This is a genomic window from Bacteroides sp. 3_1_13 (assembly GCF_001185845.1).
Classification (GTDB): domain Bacteria; phylum Bacteroidota; class Bacteroidia; order Bacteroidales; family Bacteroidaceae; genus Bacteroides; species Bacteroides xylanisolvens.
The window spans coordinates 1,963,881-1,984,779 of record NZ_KQ236955.1 but is presented as its reverse complement, the minus strand read 5'-3'; the positions used below and the strand labels follow the sequence as shown (position 1 = coordinate 1,984,779).

Genomic DNA, 20,899 nt, shown 5'->3' with positions numbered 1-20,899 from the left:
AATCACTAAACTCTACCAAAAGAAAATTAACTATCCTTTTTTACCTTTTGGCACGGATATTTACTATATTAACACGGATATTTACTTCTTCTTTTTCTTTAAAAATTCCCGCCACAGGCTACTGCTGAACCTCTTCCAAATGTTTCATCCGAAACTCTTTTGGCGTGCACTCATACTTTTCACGGAACACCTTAAAGAAAGTAACTTTGTTCGAGAATCCCGAATCGAATACAATTTCATCAATCGTCTTTTTAGTGGTCAGCAATAAATCTTTCGCTATGTGCAAACGACATTCCTTAATCAGATCGGTCGGGCTATCCTCTCCTATCTCTTCCATCTTCCGATAAAGACTCCGGGGACTGATTGCCAGTCGATCGGCGATATAACGCGGAGTCAAATCTTTGTTCGTTATATTATCATTGATAATCTTCAAAACCGACTGAAGGAACTTCTTCGACTCTTTATGCGTCAACTTCCCGTCCGACTTTTCAAAAGAACTGATCGGCGAACTGAAATAATTTTTCAACACCTCTTTCCGTTCTATCACCTGACAGACAGAGATACGAAGATACTCCGCACTAAACGGTTTTGTGATATACATTTCCGCACCGGCAGAAAGGGCTTCCATCTGTTGTTCCATCTCGTGTCGTCCGGAAACCACAATAATAGGAATATGCGCCGTCTCTTTCACCGATTTAATCCGCCTGGTCAGTTCAATGCCACCCATTCCCGGCATCATGACATCACAGATAATCACATTCGGATAAACCTCATTCATCACCTGATCCAGCCGTTCGGGATCTTGCAAGGTTACCACATTGAAGTCAGCCGAGAAGATTTCTCCAATAAACCATAGCATTTCGATTTCATCATCGACAACCAAAAGCGTAGGACGCATCTTATCAAACTCATACTGGGGAAGTTTCAATATCGGTTGAGTATCTATCTTGGGGATATATTCCGCCATCAGTCGTTTGGTTTCCGACACTCCGGTAGTCAGCTCCATGACCGGCAAGGTTAATGTAAACATCACCCATCCGTCAGAAGTGTTTTCCACTTTCAATGTACCATTCAGCAACTTAGCCATATTATAAGAAATAGCCAGCCCCAGGCCATTCCGTGAAAAGTTCTTTTCATCCTGATTCTCGAAATTATCCAAAATGGCATACCGATTAAAAATATACTGAAAATCCTTTTCCTTGATGGTACTTCCTTCATTTGCTACACGAAGAGCCAGCATATTTTCCCGGCTCGTATCCACTTCAATCTTGATACTCTGTCCGTCGGGAGTATATTTAAAGGCATTAGAAATCAGATTAATAATAATTGTATTCAGGAATCCTTTGTCCGAGTTCCACATCACCTGCTCGGGTATCTTGCTCAAGAAAGTGATGTTTCTGGATTTAGCCATTTCAACAAACGTTTTGGCTATTCCTTTCACAATGGAAGACACATTCAATGACTCAACCCGCACTTCCCTGTTTCCCGTTTCAATCCGACGGAATTCGATCAACTCATGAATCAGGTTGTTGAGACGCTCCGCATTCGTCTGAATCATCTGTACGTAGTCCACGACAAATTTACTAAGTCCCTTCGATGAAAGGATTCGTCCGCAAGGACCATAAATCAAAGTCAGCGGAGTACAAAATTCATGTGCGATATTAGTAAAGAAACGAAGTTTGGACTCAAAGACATTCTTTTGATGGCGTTTCTCTATCTCGTTCAGCAATTCCTGCTTTTTACGTTTGGAGCGCAGGATAAAGGAACGTATCAGCAAGGCTGCCAGTAAAAGCAGACACAGGGCATAAATCAAATAAGCCCACCAGGAAGCATACCACGGATCACCTATACGAATCACCAGAGAATAGACATCACTCTCTTTATCAAAGACACTATTGTAATATTTCACCAGTAAGGTATATTCGCCGGGAGCCATATTCGTAAAAGAGACTCCGCTTTCCGAACCATTGTTTACCCATTGGTCACTCAATCCTTTTAGTTTATAGAAATAGGTACAGTTATTACCATTCAGATAATCCACAGAGGCAAATGAAACAGAAAAGAAATTCTGGTCATACTGCAAATTCAAGACTTCAGTTTCTTTTTTCCGGGTGAGAAATTCGCCCAGATTGTATTGTTCACCGAAGATAGACAGCTTATCAAAATAAACAGGAGGCATATAAAGCTGCTCCGGACGGCCATCCGCCCGGATAGCTACGACTCCATTGATTCCGCCAAAGAACAGAGTACCAGTCTGGGAATCCCGAAAAGCGGCTCCGTCACTAAACTCTACCACCTTTAAACCATCTCCAAAACCGTATGAACGAAAGACATTCCTTTTCGTATCGAAATTGATTAATCCAAGATTGGTGCTCAACCAGAAGTCGTCGGACGAGTTTCTAAGAATTGCATGAATGGTATTATTCAGGAAACCATTCTTGGCATTGAAGAGCTGATAAGAGGTTTCCGATGTGTACTTTATCAATCCGTAGCTCGTTCCGAAAAGATAGTTATTGCTGCTGTCTTTACTGATAGCGAGAATATTATTCAGGGTCATGTTTTCGTATTTGTGAGTAGACACCGGTTCCAGGCCATTCGTCGTTTCGTTATAGCGGAATACCCCATATCCTTTATTGCCAAACAACAGGTTGGCTTCATTCTCCGCATAAATAGTAAAGAAATAGTTCGATCCCAGTTCGCCGTCATTGATGATGTAACGTTGCGCATCCACAATCACCGGATTGTCCGGTGTTCCGGCAATACGAGCTTTCACCACTCCCATGCCGACACTCGCCAGCCACAGTTCGGAATCTGCTGTTTCGTAAATGCCATGGATGTATTTAAAATCTTCGTTACCGATCCGTATCGGTATACTCTTGATACGTTTTTCCCGATATGAATAATAAGTTAATCCTTCTTCGTCTCCTATCCAAAGCAAATTCCGGTGGCTCTTGGCAAAACAATAAACGGCATTACTACTCAAAGCACTATTAGAGGTAGTCAACACCTCCGCCCGACAGTCGGAGATGTTTTTATCGAATTCGTAATCATAGATTTTAAGAATTCCGTTTCCTTTGGTTCCCACCCAGAAAGTACGTTCATCATCAAGATAGATGGCACGCACGGGGCGTTCTATTTTCTCGGTATAATTGCTAAGCACCATTGATTTGATAGAATAAAGCGGGTTCGAATAAAGATAAACACCCTGCCCGTCGGTACCAATCCAAACAACATCCTGAAAACGGTCTTTCTTGAGACAGAATACACCGCTGTTGATAGGTAACGACTGAATTTGATAATGATTCGTCTCCTTCTGTTTCTCCAACAGCAGAATACCATCCATCAAAAAGCCCACAAAATAGCTGTTATGATAATGAACGATGGACGAAATTTTGCCACGTTCCTGTATTTCCTTACCCAGATTGGCAATAAACTCATTCTTCTGGGTCGGAATATGGAAAGCATAGAAATTAAATTCCTTGTCTATGTAATAAAGAGATTGCTCGTCATTGAAACAATAAATCAAGGAAGTCTGATAAATCAGGTTCGTTTTCTGGGGTAACAGGGTGATATCTCCCGATGCGGCTTCCTGCTGTATATCATAACAGCGGTTATATCCTTTCATGACTACCCACATCCGGTTGTTACCGTCGATAAAGAAGTTTACGATATCGGAAATCGGGATTCCCGTGATATTGATTTTCTTGAAGACTCCTTCTTTTTTATGATAATAATAAATGCAGTTACTATCCTGGATAATGAACAGATTACCATGACTATCCTTATTCATAAAGAAGAGTTTCTGAAATTCATTATAGTGAGTGATTGTATTGGTTTTCCGGTTCAAACGGTTCAGCCCATAGTAGGTTTGAATCCAGTAAATATCTTCGCCCGTATACACAATATTGTCAATCAGATTACCAGATAAGTAATCTTCCTTGTCACGAGTCTTAAATTCCTCAATCTCCTGTCCATCATAAATATTCAGCCCGTCGCAGGTCCCGATCCACATCAATCCACGCTCATCCTGGCACAGAGATGTAATCGAACTATTAGACATATACTCTTTATCTGCAACTTGCTTCAAATTATAAGCATAAGCGTTATGTATCAACAGATTAAGAAAAAAGAATAGAATAAAAACCAACTGTTTTCCCATAGTGTATTATTCTTAGATTTGCTATATGACAAAGGTAAACAAAAAAACATTCCGAGCTTTTTTTTGGCCGGAATATAAGTAAAGCTCCGTGCCAGAGTAGTTAATTTCAGCGACAAGAAACGATTTAGCCCCTCTATTACTAGAAGCACATTCCTTTTCTCCCTATTTTCGTCGTAGAAATTATTTTCAAATCTATAAATTCATTTGTTCATGAAAACACATTTTTCATTTAAACACTTGCTATTTCTTGGAGGTGCCGTGTTGTACAGCCTGCAATCTTCTGCCGTTAAGAATCCGGTAGACTATGTCAGCACACTGGTAGGCACTCAGTCCAAGTTTGAACTGTCTACCGGAAACACGTATCCGGCTACGGCATTGCCGTGGGGAATGAATTTCTGGACACCTCAGACCGGTAAAATGGGAGACGGTTGGGCGTACACGTATGATGCCGACAAAATCCGGGGATTCAAACAAACACATCAGCCCAGTCCCTGGATGAACGACTACGGGCAGTTTGCCATCATGCCTATCACCGGCGGACTGGTATTCGACCAAGACCGACGTGCCAGTTGGTTCTCTCACAAAGCGGAAGTTGCCAAACCTTATTATTATAAGGTATACCTTGCCGACCATGATGTAACAACCGAGCTTGCTCCTACGGAGCGTGCCGTCATGTTCCGTTTCACGTATCCGGAGACAAAGAATGCCTACGTGATTGTAGACGCTTTCGACAAAGGTTCTTATGTGAAAGTGATTCCGGAAGAAAACAAGATTATCGGCTATTCAACCAAGAATAGCGGCGGTGTGCCGGAAAACTTCAAAAACTATTTCGTGATTCAATTCGACAAACCGTTCACATTCGTTTCCACAGTTTTCGAAAACAACATTCTTCCGAATGAAACAGAAGCAAAAGGAAACCACACAGGGGCCGTGATCGGATTCGCCACGAAAAAGGGAGAAATCGTACACGCACGTGTTGCTTCCTCCTTTATCAGCCCCGAACAGGCGGAGTTGAATCTCAAAGAGCTTGGCAAAAACAGTTTCGACCAACTGGTAGCGAACGGAAGAGAGATTTGGAACCGTGAAATGAGTAAAATAGAGATAGAAGACGATAATATCGATAATTTACGTACCTTCTATTCCTGTTTATACCGTTCCATGCTTTTTCCACGCAGTTTCTACGAGATAGATGCTAAGGGACAAGTCATGCATTACAGCCCCTACAACGGCGAAGTGCGTCCCGGTTATATGTTTACCGACACCGGATTCTGGGACACGTTCCGCTGCCTGTTCCCTTTCCTCAACCTGATGTATCCGTCAATGAATCAAAAGATGCAGGAGGGACTAGTAAATACTTACAAGGAAAGCGGTTTCCTGCCGGAATGGGCCAGCCCGGGACATCGGGATTGTATGGTAGGCAACAACTCGGCTTCCGTAGTGGCCGACGCTTACATCAAAGGATTGCGCGGATATGATATCGAAACTCTTTGGGAAGCATTGAAACATGGAGCAAATGCACATCTTCGCGGGACTGCTTCAGGTCGTCTCGGTTACGAATCTTACAACCAACTAGGATATGTTGCCAACAATATCGGCATAGGACAAAACGTTGCACGTACACTGGAGTATGCATATAACGACTGGGCAATTTATACATTAGGCAAGAAACTCGGTAAACCGGAGAGCGAAATCGACATTTATAAGAAACACGCGCTGAACTACAAAAATGTCTATCACCCGGAACGCAAACTGATGGTTGGCAAAGATAACAAAGGCGTATTCAATCCGAATTTCGATGCAGTGGATTGGAGTGGTGAATTTTGCGAAGGGAATAGCTGGCACTGGAGCTTCTGCGTATTCCACGACCCGCAAGGACTTATCAACCTGATGGGAGGCAAGAAAGAATTCAACGCGATGATGGATTCCGTCTTTGTCATCCCGGGTAAACTGGGAATGGAAAGCCGCGGCATGATTCACGAAATGCGTGAAATGCAAGTAATGAACATGGGGCAATATGCACACGGCAACCAGCCTATTCAGCACATGGTATATCTCTACAACTATTCAAGCGAGCCCTGGAAAGCTCAATACTGGATACGTGAGATTATGAACAAACTATATACCGCCCGTCCCGACGGTTATTGTGGTGACGAAGACAACGGACAGACTTCCGCCTGGTATGTATTCTCCGCACTCGGTTTCTATCCGGTTTGCCCGGGAACGGATGAATATATCATAGGAACCCCGCTCTTCAAATCGGCGAAGTTACATCTGGAGAACGGAAAGACCATCACGATCAAGGCAGATAACAACCAGCTTGATAACCGCTACATCAAGGAAATGAAAGTAAACGGGAAATCACAAACCCGCAATTTCCTTACACATGACCAGCTGATTAAAGGTGCTAATATTCAATTTCAAATGAGCCCCGTGCCCAATAAACAACGGGGAACCACAGAAAAAGATGTACCTTACTCTCTTTCGTTTGAATAAAATATTGTACTTTTGGAGATCAATGAATTATCTACCAAACAAACTATAAAAACATGAAACTGAAAAGCCTTTTACTAATTGCCCTTGTTGCGATCGTCTTTTGCGGTTGCCAAAGTAACTATCAGCCTACTTCTATCACCGTTGCCTCCTACAATTTGAGAAACGCCAACGGTGGCGATTCAATCAACGGAAACGGTTGGGGACAACGTTACCCGGTCATTGCCCAAATAGTGCAATACCACGATTTCGATATTTTCGGCACGCAGGAGTGCTTTATTCATCAACTGAAAGATATGAAAGAAGCATTACCTAGTTATGATTATATCGGTGTAGGCCGCGACGACGGCAAAGAGAAAGGTGAACATTCTGCTATTTTCTATCGCACAGACAAGTTTGACGTGATAGAGAAAGGTGATTTTTGGTTGTCGGAAACTCCCGACGTGCCGAGCAAAGGATGGGATGCCGTGTTGCCGCGTATTTGCAGTTGGGGACACTTCAAATGCAAAGATACCGGCTTCGAGTTCCTTTTCTTCAACCTGCACATGGACCATATCGGCAAGAAGGCACGCGTGGAAAGTGCGTTCCTCGTACAGGACAAGATGAAAGAACTTGGCAAAGGCAAAGAGCTTCCAGCCATCCTGACGGGAGACTTCAATGTCGACCAGACCCACCAGTCTTATGATGCTTTTGTGAGCAAAGGGGTGTTATGCGACTCTTACGAGAAGGCCGGCTTCCGCTATGCTATCAACGGCACGTTCAACGACTTCGACCCGAACAGCTTTACGGAAAGCCGTATCGACCATGTATTCGTTTCTCCGTCTTTCCATGTGAAAAAATATGGTGTGCTGACGGATACTTACCGCAGCATCGTAGGCAAGGGAGAAAAGAAGCAGGCGAACGATTGCCCGGAAGAAATCGACATCAAGACTTATCAGGCGCGCACTCCTTCAGACCATTTCCCCGTAAAGGTGGAACTGGAGTTCGAACAGCGTCAGCAGAAATAATCTTTGTATCTAGTTATAACCTGAAAGTTTCACCACACAACCCGATATTCCTATGAGAAATATATGTTTTGTAGCCTGTATGTTATTTTGCCTTACCTCCGCAGTGGGAAAGACACCGGGAAATACCCGTTATCTTTCTATTGCCGACTCGATTCTATCTAATGTATTGAATCTCTATCAGACGAATGACGGACTACTAGCAGAAACGTATCCTGTCAATCCCGACCAAAAAATTACTTATCTGGCGGGCGGAACGCAGCAGAACGGAACGCTGAAGGCTTCTTTTCTATGGCCGTATTCCGGAATGATGTCGGGTTGTGTGGCTTTATACAAAGCGACCGAAAACAAGAAGTACAAAAAGATTCTCGAGAAAAAAATTCTACCGGGGATGGAACAGTATTGGGATAACAGCCGCCTGCCGGCCTGTTATCAGTCATACCCCACCAAGTACGGGCAGCACGGACGTTATTATGACGATAACATCTGGATTGCACTGGATTACTGCGATTATTACCAACTGACTCACAAACCCACATCTTTGGAAAAAGCCGTTGCATTGTATCAATATATCTACAGTGGATGGAGCGACGAGATAGATGGTGGCATCTTTTGGTGTGAACAGCAGAAGGAAGCGAAACATACTTGTTCCAATGCACCGTCTACTGTGCTCGGCGTCAAGTTGTACCGGCTGACGAAGGATGCCAAATACCTCGAAAAAGCAAAAGAGACGTATGCCTGGACGAAAAAGCATCTATGCGACCCTACCGACCATCTTTACTGGGATAACATCAACCTGAAAGGGAAAGTTTCCAAAGAGAAGTACGCCTACAACAGTGGACAGATGATTCAGGCGGGTGTATTACTCTATGAGGAAACAGGAGATGAACAGTATTTGCGCGATGCACGGCAAACAGCCGCAGGAACAGATGCCTTTTTCCGCACAAAAACCGATAAGAAAGACCCGACTGTCAAAGTGCATAAAGACATGGCCTGGTTTAACGTAATCTTATTCAGAGGACTGAAAGCTCTGTATAAGATTGACAAGAATCCGGCGTATGTCAATGCGATGGTGGAGAATGCGCTTCACGCCTGGGAAAACTACCGGGATGAAAACGGATTATTAGGCAGGGATTGGTCGGGACACAACAAGGAGCAGTATAAATGGCTGCTCGACAATGCCTGTCTGATTGAATTCTTTGCAGAGATTTAACACTTCTTCTCCGCAACACTTTCATAATCAATACTAATCAACAAAAAAAGACTATTACCATGAATATAACTAAAGCCTTTTGTTTGTCCATAGCACTCTTGGGTGCTAGCAATATGCAGGCTATAACGAACAGTGATTTTGTCATCCAACAAGATAATACCCAAATCAACAACTATCAGACGAACCGTCCGGAAGCATCGAAACGTCTGTTTGTCTCGCAAGCTGTGGAACAACAGATTGCGCATATCAAGCAACTGCTGACGAATGCCCGCTTGGCATGGATGTTCGAAAACTGTTTCCCGAACACCCTGGATACTACTGTTCATTTTGACGGCAAAGATGATACGTTTGTTTATACAGGCGACATCCACGCCATGTGGTTGCGCGATTCGGGTGCACAAGTATGGCCTTACGTACAACTCGCCAACAAAGACGCGGAACTGAAAAAGATGCTGGCCGGCGTTATCAAACGTCAGTTCAAGTGTATCAATATCGACCCGTATGCCAATGCTTTCAACATGAATTCCGAAGGCGGCGAATGGATGAGCGACCTTACGGACATGAAGCCCGAACTGCACGAACGCAAATGGGAAATCGACTCGCTCTGCTATCCTATCCGTCTTGCTTATCATTACTGGAAAACGACGGGAGACGCCAGTATATTCTCCGACGAATGGCTTACAGCCATCGCGAAGGTTCTGAAAACGTTTAAGGAACAGCAACGAAAAGAAGATCCGAAAGGTCCTTATCGTTTCCAACGTAAAACGGAACGTGCACTCGATACGATGACCAACGACGGCTGGGGTAATCCTGTAAAGCCGGTCGGACTGATTGCTTCTGCTTTCCGTCCTTCGGATGATGCTACAACTTTCCAGTTCCTCGTTCCGTCCAACTTCTTTGCTGTAACTTCATTGCGCAAAGCTGCCGAAATTCTGAATACAGTCAACAAGAAACCTGATTTAGCTAAAGAATGTACTACACTGTCGAACGAAGTGGAAGCAGCCCTGAAAAAGTATGCGGTTTACAATCATCCGAAATATGGCAAAATCTATGCTTTCGAAGTAGATGGTTTCGGCAACCAACTGTTAATGGATGATGCCAATGTGCCGAGTCTCATTGCCCTGCCTTATCTTGGAGATGTGAAAGTGAACGATCCTATTTATCAGAATACCCGTAAGTTTGTATGGAGCGAAGATAATCCTTACTTCTTCAAAGGTACTGCCGGCGAAGGAATTGGCGGTCCGCACATCGGATATGACATGATTTGGCCCATGAGTATTATGATGAAAGCATTCACCAGTCAAAACGACGCAGAAATCAAGACCTGCATCAAAATGCTAATGGATACGGATGCCGGAACAGGGTTCATGCATGAATCTTTCCACAAGAACGACCCGAAGAACTTTACTCGTTCCTGGTTTGCATGGCAAAATACGCTATTCGGAGAACTAATCCTAAAACTCGTAAATGAAGGAAAAGTAGACTTACTGAATAGTATCCAATAGTCTTCTATTATGTTTTTTATTGTATTCCCGCTTATGAGATAACTGTTTCTAACCTTGAAGCTTACGCTTCCAAAGTAGTTTCAAGGTTGAAGAACTTTAGTTTCACGCCTTTGAAACCATAGTTTCAAGTAAGTGAAACCAAAGTTTCCCGCTGACGAAACAAAAGTTTCAAGCAATAGAACTTTTAGTTTCAAGTACTGAAACTCTCTCTTCTGTAATAGGCTGATAATCCTTGAATACCAATCCGGATAGAGAAATAAGTATCCACATAGCAGAGAAACAATAAAATCCTTGCTTTCAACAACAAGGTGACAGCAAAGTTGTCGTCACCTTGCCGTCACATCATGCTGTCACACTGCAGTATATTTATAATCAATCATTTATGCCCAGTCAGGTGACAGATGACAGCATTTAATTTATTTTCCAATTTATATGTAGGGAGTTATATGACTCCTAAAAAATAAATGACCCATATAATATGAACAACATGAAATCAACTTTTTTATTCCTACTTGCTACAACCATGATGACTTGTACTGCCTACGGACAGTCCTCCAATCATAAAGAGAACAAATTACCCGATTGGGCTTTCGGTGGTTTCGAACGTCCAAAGAATGTCAATCCGGTAATATCTCCTATAGAAAACACCAAGTTTTACTGTCCATTGACCAAAGATTCTATTGCGTGGGAATCGAACGATACATTCAATCCGGCTGCTACACTCTACAATGGTGAGATTGTCGTGTTATACCGTGCAGAGGATAAATCAGGTGTCGGTATCGGACACCGGACTTCCCGCCTCGGTTATGCCACTTCTACCGACGGCACACATTTCCAACGGGAAAAGACTCCTGTATTCTATCCGGATAATGATTCACAAAAAGAGTTGGAATGGCCCGGCGGCTGCGAAGACCCACGAATTGCCGTAACCGATGACGGATTATATGTAATGATGTACACCCAATGGAATCGCCATGTGCCTCGCCTGGCAGTAGCGACCTCTCGCAACCTAAAAGACTGGACAAAACACGGTCCTGCTTTTGCCAAAGCATTTGATGGAAAGTTCTTCAACCTGGGTTGTAAGTCCGGCTCTATCCTGACCGAGGTTGTTAAAGGGAAGCAGATTATCAAGAAAATCAACGGGAAATACTTTATGTACTGGGGAGAAGAGCATGTATTCGCAGCTACTTCCGATGACTTAATCCACTGGACACCGATTGTCAACATTGACGGTTCCCTAAAGAAGTTGTTTTCTCCCCGTGACGGCTACTTTGACAGCCATCTCACCGAATGTGGACCTCCGGCTATCTACACTCCGAAAGGAATCGTCCTTCTTTATAATGGTAAGAACCATTCAGGAAGAGGTGACAAACGCTATACCGCCAATGTCTATGCTGCCGGACAAGCACTCTTCGACGCCAATAATCCTACCCGCTTTATCACCCGTCTCGATGAACCGTTCTTCCGTCCGATGGATAGCTTTGAAAAGAGCGGGCAATATGTGGATGGAACCGTATTTATAGAAGGAATGGTCTACTTCAAAAACAAATGGTATTTGTATTATGGTTGTGCTGACTCCAAAGTAGGAGTAGCCGTTTATGATCCGAAACGACCGGCAAAGGCTGATCCGCTTCCATAGTTATAAAAATAGTCTTGATTACATTCTTTTTTAAAGGAAAGATGTAATCAGGACTAACTTATTTCTTAAAACTATATTCCCCAAAACGGCTGAAAACAGTAAGTTCTTGTTAAGGATTTGCTTTTCAGCCGTTTCTAGTATAAAATAAAGCTTTCCGAAGCAGAATTAAATGCTACAATCGGAAAGCCTTATAATACCTATTGAAAACTGAATTGAATATTGAGAACCAGCTTTATTCTTTCATTGTCGGAGGCTTCTTCCTCCTTTCAACAATTAGCTGTCTTTTATAAGTAAGCCATCTTTATCCATTTATCTTATTCAAAACAACCGGTCTGTTTGCCGGAGCCTTACCAAAATTCTTATTAGGCTTTTTCCCCATTACAAACTTCAATGTGCTGCCATTTATTATATCCTGATAAGTGATATAACTCTTATCATAAGGCTTACCATTCAAATACACTTTCTGGATATAGATATTTTCTTTGCTGTTATTGGGTGCTTCTACAGTAAAAGTGTTACCACCACGTACCTTCACTTCTACTTTCTTAAAACAAGGGCTGCCGAAAACAAATACACCATCCGACGGGTTTACCTGATAAAGTCCCATAGATGAAAGGAGATACCAGGCAGACATTTGACCACAATCCTCATTACCGATGATACCGTCCGGTTGGTCCGTATAAAAATCATTCATGATAAAACGAACCTTTTCCGCCGTTTTCCATTGTTCGCCGGCATACGCATAAAGATAAGCAACATGATGGCTCGGTTCGTTTCCGTGCGCATATTGTCCGATCAGTCCGGTTATATCGCTGGATGCACCTTCGCCCATACTGTCTGTGTTGGTGAAGAAATTATCAAGTTTCGTCGTAAATGGTTTGTCACCGCCAAACAAGGCAATCAGCCCGTACGGGTCTTGTGGAACAAAGAAAGTATATTGCCATCCGTTTCCTTCGCAGAAATCTCCAACAGTATGAATAGAACGTGCCGGGTCATAAGGGGTACGCCAGGAACCATCTTCCAATTTCGGGCGAATGAAATGGATAGACGAATCGAAATAGTTCTTGTAATAATGAGCACGCTTCGAGAAAGTATCAGCATCTTCTGCCTTTCCCATTTTACGAGCCATAGCGGCAATTCCCCAATCATCCACTGCATATTCCATAGCTATAGAAGTAGCTTCATGAACCTTGTCGGCAGGAATATATCCTTTTTCCAATACAAAAGGTACACCATTTTGTTTCTCGTAAGTGGCCGTAGCTACCATTGCTTGCAATGCTTCTTCCGCATCGAACCCGGTAAATCCTTTCAGATATGCATCGGCAATCACCGGCACGGAGCTATACCCCGGCATCTGATCGGTCTCTCCACTCATCAAAGGCCAGATAGGGAGTTTGTCCTGCTGACGATAGATGGAAATCATCGAATTGACTACATGGTCAACCATTTCAGGTTGAGTAATAGTCATCAAAGGATTTAATGCACGGTAGGTATCCCATAAAGAAAGAGTCGTATAGTTGGGTTTCTTCGGGTCTGTGTAAATCATGTCATTCATCCCTCTATACTCTCCATTCACATCGCAAAAAAGCGTAGGGGCAATCATAGTATGATAATGGGCGGTATAGAATACACGTTTGGAAGCCTCATCATCAGTCTCTACTGTCATCTTCTCCAGTTGCTTATTCCATCGGTCGGCACTCATATCCACCACCTTATCAAAATCCCAGTGAGTAAGTTCGGATTGCAGGTTCATCGCTGCGTTGTCACAGCTGACAGAAGAAAGGGCGACTTTTATCTTCACTTCCTTCACGTTACCAAAAGTGAGGACACTCTTCACCGATGCCACTTTCAGTTGGTCCCAAGGTTGCGGGTTATTATCATCATAGGCAGTAAACTGCTCTATCTTCTTATCACTTTTCAACACAAAATAAACTTTGCGGGAAGGACTCCAGCCTCTCACATAACGATAACCCTCTACTGTATAATCATCTACCTTACGGATATAGCTGTCGTAAGCATTCGATCCGTTTCCTTCACGTAAGTCGATTAATATGGAAGCCGGTTTTCCTTCAGGATAAGTATAACGATGGAAGCCTACACGATCTGTAGCTGTCAACTCGGCTTTGATATTGTAACGGTCGAGAAGCAAAGAGTAATATTCGGGACGGGCGATTTCATTCGCATGAGAATATCTGGAAGCATACCCATCACGTACATCATCCTGATTGCCTCTGGGAGTACGGATCTCATTCAATGGCATGATGAGAATATCACATAAGTCAGTACAGCCCGTACCGCTCAAATGGGTATGTGAAAAGCCAATTAAAATACTATCGGAATAATGATAACCCGAGCACCAGTCCCAACCTTTATGGATATTGGTAGGACCCAGCTGTACCATTCCATACGGAACACTCGTCCCAACAAAGACGTGTCCATGATAACCGGATCCGATATACGGATCGACGTACTGCAATAATCCTTCACTTTTTGAATAGTTCTGTTGCGCTACTCCATTTCCCGCTGCAAGCAAGACACAAGAAGTAAGTGCAAGTAGTTTAAATGCCTTCATTCGTATTTTTCTTTGGTATGATTGAAAATTATAGTTAGCGAATGATGCAAATATACTACCTATTTAGGAATTAACTAACTGTCGCTAGAGTTTACAAGAAAAATGGCAGGCAGGTTTACTCTTTTGGCAAGTTCCAACCACAGATTTACACGGTTTTCCACAGAAAAACTGCGTACCGTCTACTAAATAACATAATAAATGAATCTGTGGAAATCCGTGTTAATCTATGGCGAATCCTTTCCATAAATTCCCTTCGGGAAGAGGAGCTTCAAGCTCTATCAGTTCTTTTGAGACAGGATGTATGAACCGTACTCTCCGGGCATGCAGACAAATGCTCCCATCCGGATTGGAGCGTGGAGAGCCATATTTCAAATCTCCCTTGATAGGGCATCCCATTTTTGCCAGCTGACAACGAATCTGATGATGACGCCCGGTTTTTAAATCGACTTCGAGCAAATAGTAATTCTCCGAATGACCGATCAACCGGTAATGCAAGATCGCTTTCTTGCTGTTCGGCACTTCTTTGTCGTATGCATAACTTTTGTTCTGCTTTTCATTACGTACAAGAAAATGTACCAGTTCACCTTCCGGTTCTTGCGGAGCATTTTTCACAACCGCCCAATAAGTCTTTTTCACCTCACTGGTGCGAAACATTTCGTTGAGCCTTGTTAATGCCTTACTCGTTTTGGCAAAAATAACAAGACCGCTTACGGGGCGGTCCAGCCGGTGTGTCACACCGAGGAAAACATTTCCGGGTTTCTGATACTTCTCTTTCAGATACTGTTTCACAGTCTCCGAAAGCGGCGTATCCCCCGTCTTGTCTGCCTGGACAATCTCGGAAGCGGTCTTGTTGACTACAATGATATGGTTGTCTTCGTATACAACAGTCATTCTGTTCGATTACATATTCATACCACCATCTACCTGAATCACCTGACCTGATACATAAGAAGACATATCAGAAGCCAGGAAGGTAGCGATGTTTGCCACATCTTCAGGAGTACCACCACGACGCAAAGGAATTTTCTTTGCCCATTCAGCTCTTACTTCGTCAGAAAGAGCAGCTGTCATGTCTGTCAGGATGAATCCCGGAGCGATAGCGTTGGCACGGATGCCGCGAGAGCCCAACTCTTGTGCGATAGACTTAGCCAATGCAATCATACCTGCTTTGGAAGCAGCATAGTTAGCCTGTCCTGCATTTCCGTGAACACCTACAACAGAGGCCATATTGATAATGCTACCAGCTTTTTGACGCATCATGATAGGTGTACAAGCATGGATGAAGTTAAATGCAGACTTCAGGTTCACGTTGATTACCATATCCCATTGCTGTTCGCTCATGCGCATCATCAAACCGTCACGAGTGATACCGGCATTGTTTACCAATATATCGATCCGTCCGAAGTCCTTGTGGATTTCTTCAACGACCTTTGCAGTATCTTCAAAGTTAGCCGCGTTAGAAGCGTAACCTTTGGCTTTCACGCCCATTGCTTCCAATTCTTTAGCTGTATTTTCTGCATTTTCGTCAATGACAAGGTCAGTAAATGCGATGTTCGCGCCTTCGGCAGCAAACTTAAGAGCGATAGCCTTACCAATACCGCGAGCAGCACCGGTTACAATGGCTGTTTTTCCGTCTAATAATCCCATACTAAAAGTTATTTAATTAAATTTCTGTTCTATGCAGTGCGCCAAACACAATGTTGGACACATATCTATTTCTTGTATCTTCATCCAGATGTGCACCTATATGGCCTCGAATATAAGGAACTTCAATTCCTTTCACACAATAATGTATCAAGTCGGCAGTCATCTCCACATCGTCAATATGGAAAACTCCTTTTGCCTGTCCTTCCAGAAGAACGGCTTTAAAGAGCTGGACTTCCTTTGCATCAAACTTCTTGCGAACTTTTTCCACCCGCCATATATCACGGAAGAAATAAGCACGCAATGTTCCGTTTCGATAGACCACCTCTTTTACCGCGTCCAACCGGGTATATATCATCTCCAACAATTTCTCGTCCGGTGAGATATTTTTCTCGGCCACCCGCTTCATCATATCCGACAGAATATCCAATTCCGATTCCACAACAGCCAAATAAATTTCATCCTTACTTTTAAAATAAGTATAGAGCGTTCGTCTACCTTTTTTAGAAGCAAGAGCGATATCATTCATAGTTGTGTTTTCTACTCCCATCTTCGCAAAAAGCTGACGGGCTACATCTACTAATTTGGCTTTTGTCTTGGATACGGTCATAGGTTACAAATTGCACATTGCTGAATATTTTGAGCAAAAGTAATTCTTTTCTTTAGACCATACAAGAAAATAGAGAGAATATTAACATTTGTATATTAATAGGTGCTAAGAAAAAGTTTCATCATTATTTCATTCATTCTCAACCAAATAAGAAAAAAATGATGATTTACTCGAAAAATATTCAGCTAATTATTTGTTTGTTTCAAAAAAAGCCGTACCTTTGCACCCGTTAAACATCGCGGAGTGGAGCAGTTGGTAGCTCGTTGGGCTCATAACCCAAAGGTCATTCGTTCGAGTCGGATCTCCGCAACTAAAGATAAGAAGAATCGCAGAAATGCGGTTCTTCTTTTTTATGACGACTCTTCTTTACTGACTTTATTCACAACCTAATTTCAGTTATCAACAAGGATATCAACAGGTTAATTTACTTATAATAAAGCAATTAACTATATAGATTCCTTTTCTATCAACAAGGCAGTATTTAGTTATTCACCATACAAAAGCCGGCTGATCCCTCATGAATCAGCCGGCTTTTATGTTCCTCGAAAAAGGGTATTCTATTGATGTTTATAGAACTTCAGTACCTTTTTCGCATAACGTTTTCCTAATAACAGTTGTGCTTCCGTATTAAAATGAGGGTCCTTCTCATCTTTATACCATCCCAATCCTTTCGATGATACCCAATCAGAATGGGGAATAAATGAAGAAACTTTTTTAATCATCTGATTAAAGGGGACTGTACCAGCTTCTCTTTTTGTCCAGTTCCATTGAGAAATCTGTCCTACAACAACCGGTAGATTCGGCATGCCCAGATCTTCCCGCAAGTCTTTCACCAAAGAAATCAGTTTCTGTTTATACGCTTCCGGATTCGAACAATCGGCTTCTCCCTGATGCCAAAGGATTGCTTTCAAAACACCTCCCTGCTTCATTGCAATCCGAACCCGGGAAAGAGCTTCTTCATAATATCCGTCTTTACTCCCTTTTAGCCAGGAGTTGATGGATGAGCCTCCACGCGCATTTACTACCAGTCCGACAGGACGTTTCGTTTGTCGGGCCATCTCTTTAGCAAAGCCGTAAGCCGGTCCCAAACGCTGCATTGACAAATCTTTCCGAACTGTAGAATAACGATTGAGAGGATTTACTGCCGGTTCAAAATTCCCCTTATCATTCAATAGATATACATTTTTCAGCGTATCCATGACTTCCGGAGTCAATGTTGCACGCCCCGCCATGTTGGATTGACCGATGCATACATACAAATCAAAAGTGGATGGAACACTTTCCTTTACATTTCCTGCAAAAGCAAACAGGGATTGCAGGAGGAAAAAAGACAGTAAATAAATAGACCTAAGCATACGAACTGTGTTTATGATTAATAGTTTCTATAAATACGGATAGCATTCAGAATAGGTTCTCCTTCTTTTTTATGAAAGTCGACACTTACTCCTTTTCCATCCTTTACTGTTATTACAAACTTTTTGATAACAGCACGGGCATATCCGTAATCACGGGCTACGTTGAAATCATCTGAAACGGTTGTTCCATTGATTGAAATGCCAAAGCTGCGATTTCCGGCAAATGTTTGTTCCGAGTCAGCTCCCAGATTATAAACCAATGCTTCTCTTTCTTTGTCCGACTCCAACTCTGCCCAGTGCAAATATACAGAATATTCTCCATTTGGCACATCAGCCTTAAAAGATTTTATTCCAACACGTTGGGTCTGGAAAATTGGATTCATGTCCGTTCCGTGAATATCGATATCCGAGCCAAGCATAGTGCCGAATCCTGTTTGACGACGATAAGACGTTCCGCCGATAAATCCCCAGCTACCGGGCTTATATTCCTGTTCGGGAATCCATGCTACGTTTGCCGCACGATCTTCAAAATATCTCGGAGAACCTAACATTACATTTAATTCCGTAAATGGCACAGCTTCGTCTTTCAACCGCGAGCCTACCAACTGGAACTGAATCCGAAGCATATCACGCAACTTGTTATCACCAGTCACAGCAACAGCTTCCAGCAAATTCTCTCCACCCACAAACGGTACATCAAACAAAGCATAATTATCTTCTATCTTTTTCTTTCCCAGACTCTTGTTATTCACAAACAGCTCTACTTCTTCCGCATTAGAGAATACAGGAACGGATTGAATACATTCTTTCTGCGCCGTATTCACCACTCCCCCACGGCTTTTCCACTCCCGATTACCAATGACAAGTATCGGACGACGTGACAAGGCTGTCTTATAGAACCAATAAACATCTTTCTTCTCCCTGTTTAACCCGACAACGCCTTTATTGTTTACATGAGGCACAGCATCTACACGGGATTCGGAATAAAAATCATTCAGATTCCACAGACTGGAACCGGCTACAAACGGACGTTTCATCATTTCATTGAGGTAATGTTTATGATATACCAGTCCATATTCCTGCGAGAAGTCGAAACGTTCCGGCTGGTACGAATGAACTCTCGGATCTACCCCTGGCCCATATTCCGTTATCATCAGCACTTTTCCTTTGTATGCTTTATGGGCACGGTCGAGCAAACGCTGGAACTCATTGATATCCGGTTCATACCAACCTTGATACAAGTTCCATCCCTGAATCATCGGGATTTCGGTGAGATGAGCGTCTTCGTAGTATTGAGGCATATTGTGATAAGCCATCATCGTATATCTTGAAGGATCTTCCTCACGAATAGTCGCCTCCAAGGCACGGGCTACTTTTTCCGTAAAACGGTAGTAATCTTCCAACTGTTTGCCTTCGGTATAGGGACGGCGCAGGAAAATCTCATTCATATACCCCCAAATCATTACGGAAGGACGGTTGAAATCCTGACGTACCATCTCTTTCGCCATCTCAACGGAATTATGCAGGAACTCTTCGGTTTCTGTAACAGCATTAACAACGGGAATTTCAACCGAAGTCACAATGCCCAATTTATCACACATTTCCATGATTACCGGATCTTGGGGATAGTGTGATACACGCAGGTAGTTTCCTCCCATCTCCTTCAATAGCAATACATCCTGTACGTGCAATTCGTCACGCAAAGCATTTCCTTTCTGAAAATAATCCTGATGGCGGGCAGTCCCGATCAGTTTGCGTCCTTTGCCATTCAGAAAAAAGCCTTTTTCCGAATCAAACTTGAACCAGCGCAAACCTAACGGATTCACCACTTCATCCAGCAAAGTACCCTTTCTTTTATCAAGAATACGGGTATATACCATATAGCGATAAGGATCGTCTATATCCCATAGACGAGGGGAATCTATTTTTATCTTTTTGGAGATGTCCGTCTTCGTCTCGCCGGCTGCCAGTTTTACTTCTGCCTGCGTTTTTTTCACTTCCTTGCCATCCGCATCACAGATTATATTTTCCACCCTGATTTCCGTAGGCTGGGACATATCGTTTGTCAGTAGCGTAGTGATTTCTACCGAAGCAGCGGAGTTATTCACTTCGGGGGTACGGATATAAACTCCCGACGAAGCATAATCATTCGTTGCAATGTGCACCGGATTCATAAACTGCAAATAGACATCCCGGTAGATACCGCCAAAGAAAGTAAAATCGGCAGATAAGGGGGGAATATTCGGATTATAGACATTGTTTACATAAATGGCAAACAGGTTTTCCTGTCCATAACGCAAATGGGGAGTGATGTCAAAACAGAAGCGGGTATACCCTCCTTTGTGCTCCCCAACGAACTGGCCGTTCAGGTAGAATCGTACTTCCTGATTGGCTCCTTCAAAGTAGATCACTGCCCGACGTCCCTCCTGGCTTTTGTCTATAAACAACTGTTTTCGATACCAGACCGGCCCCCGATAGAACCCCGGAGTTTCATCGTCTGCATCTTTATCATTCCAGGTATGAGGTATATTGACCGTCTCCCATGAAGAGTCGTCACAGCCAGTCAGTTGTGCTTCAAACGGAGATCCTTTTGTAAATTTCCATCCGTCGTTGATGGTGTATACCACGCGTTGCTGTGCCTGCGCCCATCCCACAATAAACAATAGAATAAAGATATAGAATAACTTCTTCATAATCTATGTATGCAT

The 20,899-nt window shown here is 43.0% G+C and carries 12 protein-coding genes and 1 tRNA gene; 6 read left to right on the top strand and 7 right to left on the bottom strand.

Annotation, left to right across the window (positions count from 1 at the left end; genetic code table 11):
- Positions 1-118: 118 nt before the first annotated feature.
- Positions 119-4,159 (bottom strand): hybrid sensor histidine kinase/response regulator transcription factor, encoded by a 4,041-nt coding sequence (locus HMPREF9009_RS07030; RefSeq protein WP_049701789.1) that lies wholly within the window; start codon positions 4,157-4,159, stop codon positions 119-121.
- Positions 4,160-4,369: 210 nt separating this feature from the next.
- Here HMPREF9009_RS07030 and HMPREF9009_RS07025 point away from each other — a divergent pair, with 210 nt between their 5' ends.
- From HMPREF9009_RS07025 to HMPREF9009_RS07005, 5 genes are all read left to right on the top strand, one after another.
- On the top strand, positions 4,370-6,652 hold the full coding sequence (locus tag HMPREF9009_RS07025) for a GH92 family glycosyl hydrolase (protein WP_008645242.1): 2,283 nt from the start codon (positions 4,370-4,372) through the stop codon (positions 6,650-6,652).
- Positions 6,653-6,705: 53 nt separating this feature from the next.
- Complete coding sequence (locus tag HMPREF9009_RS07020) at positions 6,706-7,656, top strand: endonuclease/exonuclease/phosphatase family protein (RefSeq protein ID WP_008645241.1); 951 nt, start codon at positions 6,706-6,708, stop codon at positions 7,654-7,656.
- 52 nt (positions 7,657-7,708) lie between these two features.
- Entirely contained in the window at positions 7,709-8,866 is a 1,158-nt protein-coding gene (locus HMPREF9009_RS07015) for a glycoside hydrolase family 76 protein (RefSeq protein ID WP_049701788.1), read from the top strand.
- Positions 8,867-8,925: 59 nt separating this feature from the next.
- Positions 8,926-10,371 (top strand): glycoside hydrolase family 125 protein, encoded by a 1,446-nt coding sequence (locus HMPREF9009_RS07010; RefSeq protein WP_083444155.1) that lies wholly within the window; start codon positions 8,926-8,928, stop codon positions 10,369-10,371.
- A gap of 478 nt (positions 10,372-10,849) precedes the next feature.
- Positions 10,850-12,010 carry a glycoside hydrolase family 130 protein gene (locus HMPREF9009_RS07005; protein ID WP_049701786.1) on the top strand — a complete coding sequence of 387 codons (1,161 nt, stop codon included), beginning with the start codon at positions 10,850-10,852 and terminating at the stop codon, positions 12,008-12,010.
- Positions 12,011-12,311: 301 nt separating this feature from the next.
- Here the strand turns inward: HMPREF9009_RS07005 and HMPREF9009_RS07000 are convergent, their stop codons facing one another.
- From HMPREF9009_RS07000 to HMPREF9009_RS06985, 4 genes are all read right to left on the bottom strand, one after another.
- On the bottom strand, positions 12,312-14,582 hold the full coding sequence (locus tag HMPREF9009_RS07000) for a GH92 family glycosyl hydrolase (protein WP_049701785.1): 2,271 nt from the start codon (positions 14,580-14,582) through the stop codon (positions 12,312-12,314).
- Between the two features lie 219 nt (positions 14,583-14,801).
- The gene (locus HMPREF9009_RS06995; protein WP_004299905.1) at positions 14,802-15,473 is read right to left on the bottom strand and encodes an RluA family pseudouridine synthase; all 672 of its coding nucleotides are present in this window, start codon (positions 15,471-15,473) and stop codon (positions 14,802-14,804) included.
- Positions 15,474-15,482: 9 nt separating this feature from the next.
- Positions 15,483-16,229, bottom strand: a complete 747-nt coding sequence (fabG, locus tag HMPREF9009_RS06990; RefSeq protein ID WP_004299904.1) for a 3-oxoacyl-[acyl-carrier-protein] reductase — start codon at positions 16,227-16,229, stop codon at positions 15,483-15,485.
- Positions 16,230-16,245: 16 nt separating this feature from the next.
- A complete protein-coding gene (locus HMPREF9009_RS06985; RefSeq protein ID WP_004299903.1) occupies positions 16,246-16,836 on the bottom strand; it encodes a TetR/AcrR family transcriptional regulator in 591 nt (196 codons plus the stop codon).
- Between the two features lie 237 nt (positions 16,837-17,073).
- Between HMPREF9009_RS06985 and HMPREF9009_RS06980 the strand changes: the two genes are divergently transcribed.
- Positions 17,074-17,146 (top strand) — tRNA-Met (locus HMPREF9009_RS06980).
- Between the two features lie 247 nt (positions 17,147-17,393).
- Here the strand turns inward: HMPREF9009_RS06980 and HMPREF9009_RS06975 are convergent.
- Positions 17,394-18,191: a sialate O-acetylesterase gene (locus HMPREF9009_RS06975; protein WP_049701784.1), complete on the bottom strand. Its 798-nt coding sequence runs from the start codon at positions 18,189-18,191 to the stop codon at positions 17,394-17,396.
- Positions 18,192-18,208: 17 nt separating this feature from the next.
- Complete coding sequence (locus HMPREF9009_RS06970) at positions 18,209-20,884, bottom strand: glycoside hydrolase family 2 TIM barrel-domain containing protein (RefSeq protein ID WP_008024537.1); 2,676 nt, start codon at positions 20,882-20,884, stop codon at positions 18,209-18,211.
- Between the last annotated feature and the right edge of the window lie 15 nt (positions 20,885-20,899).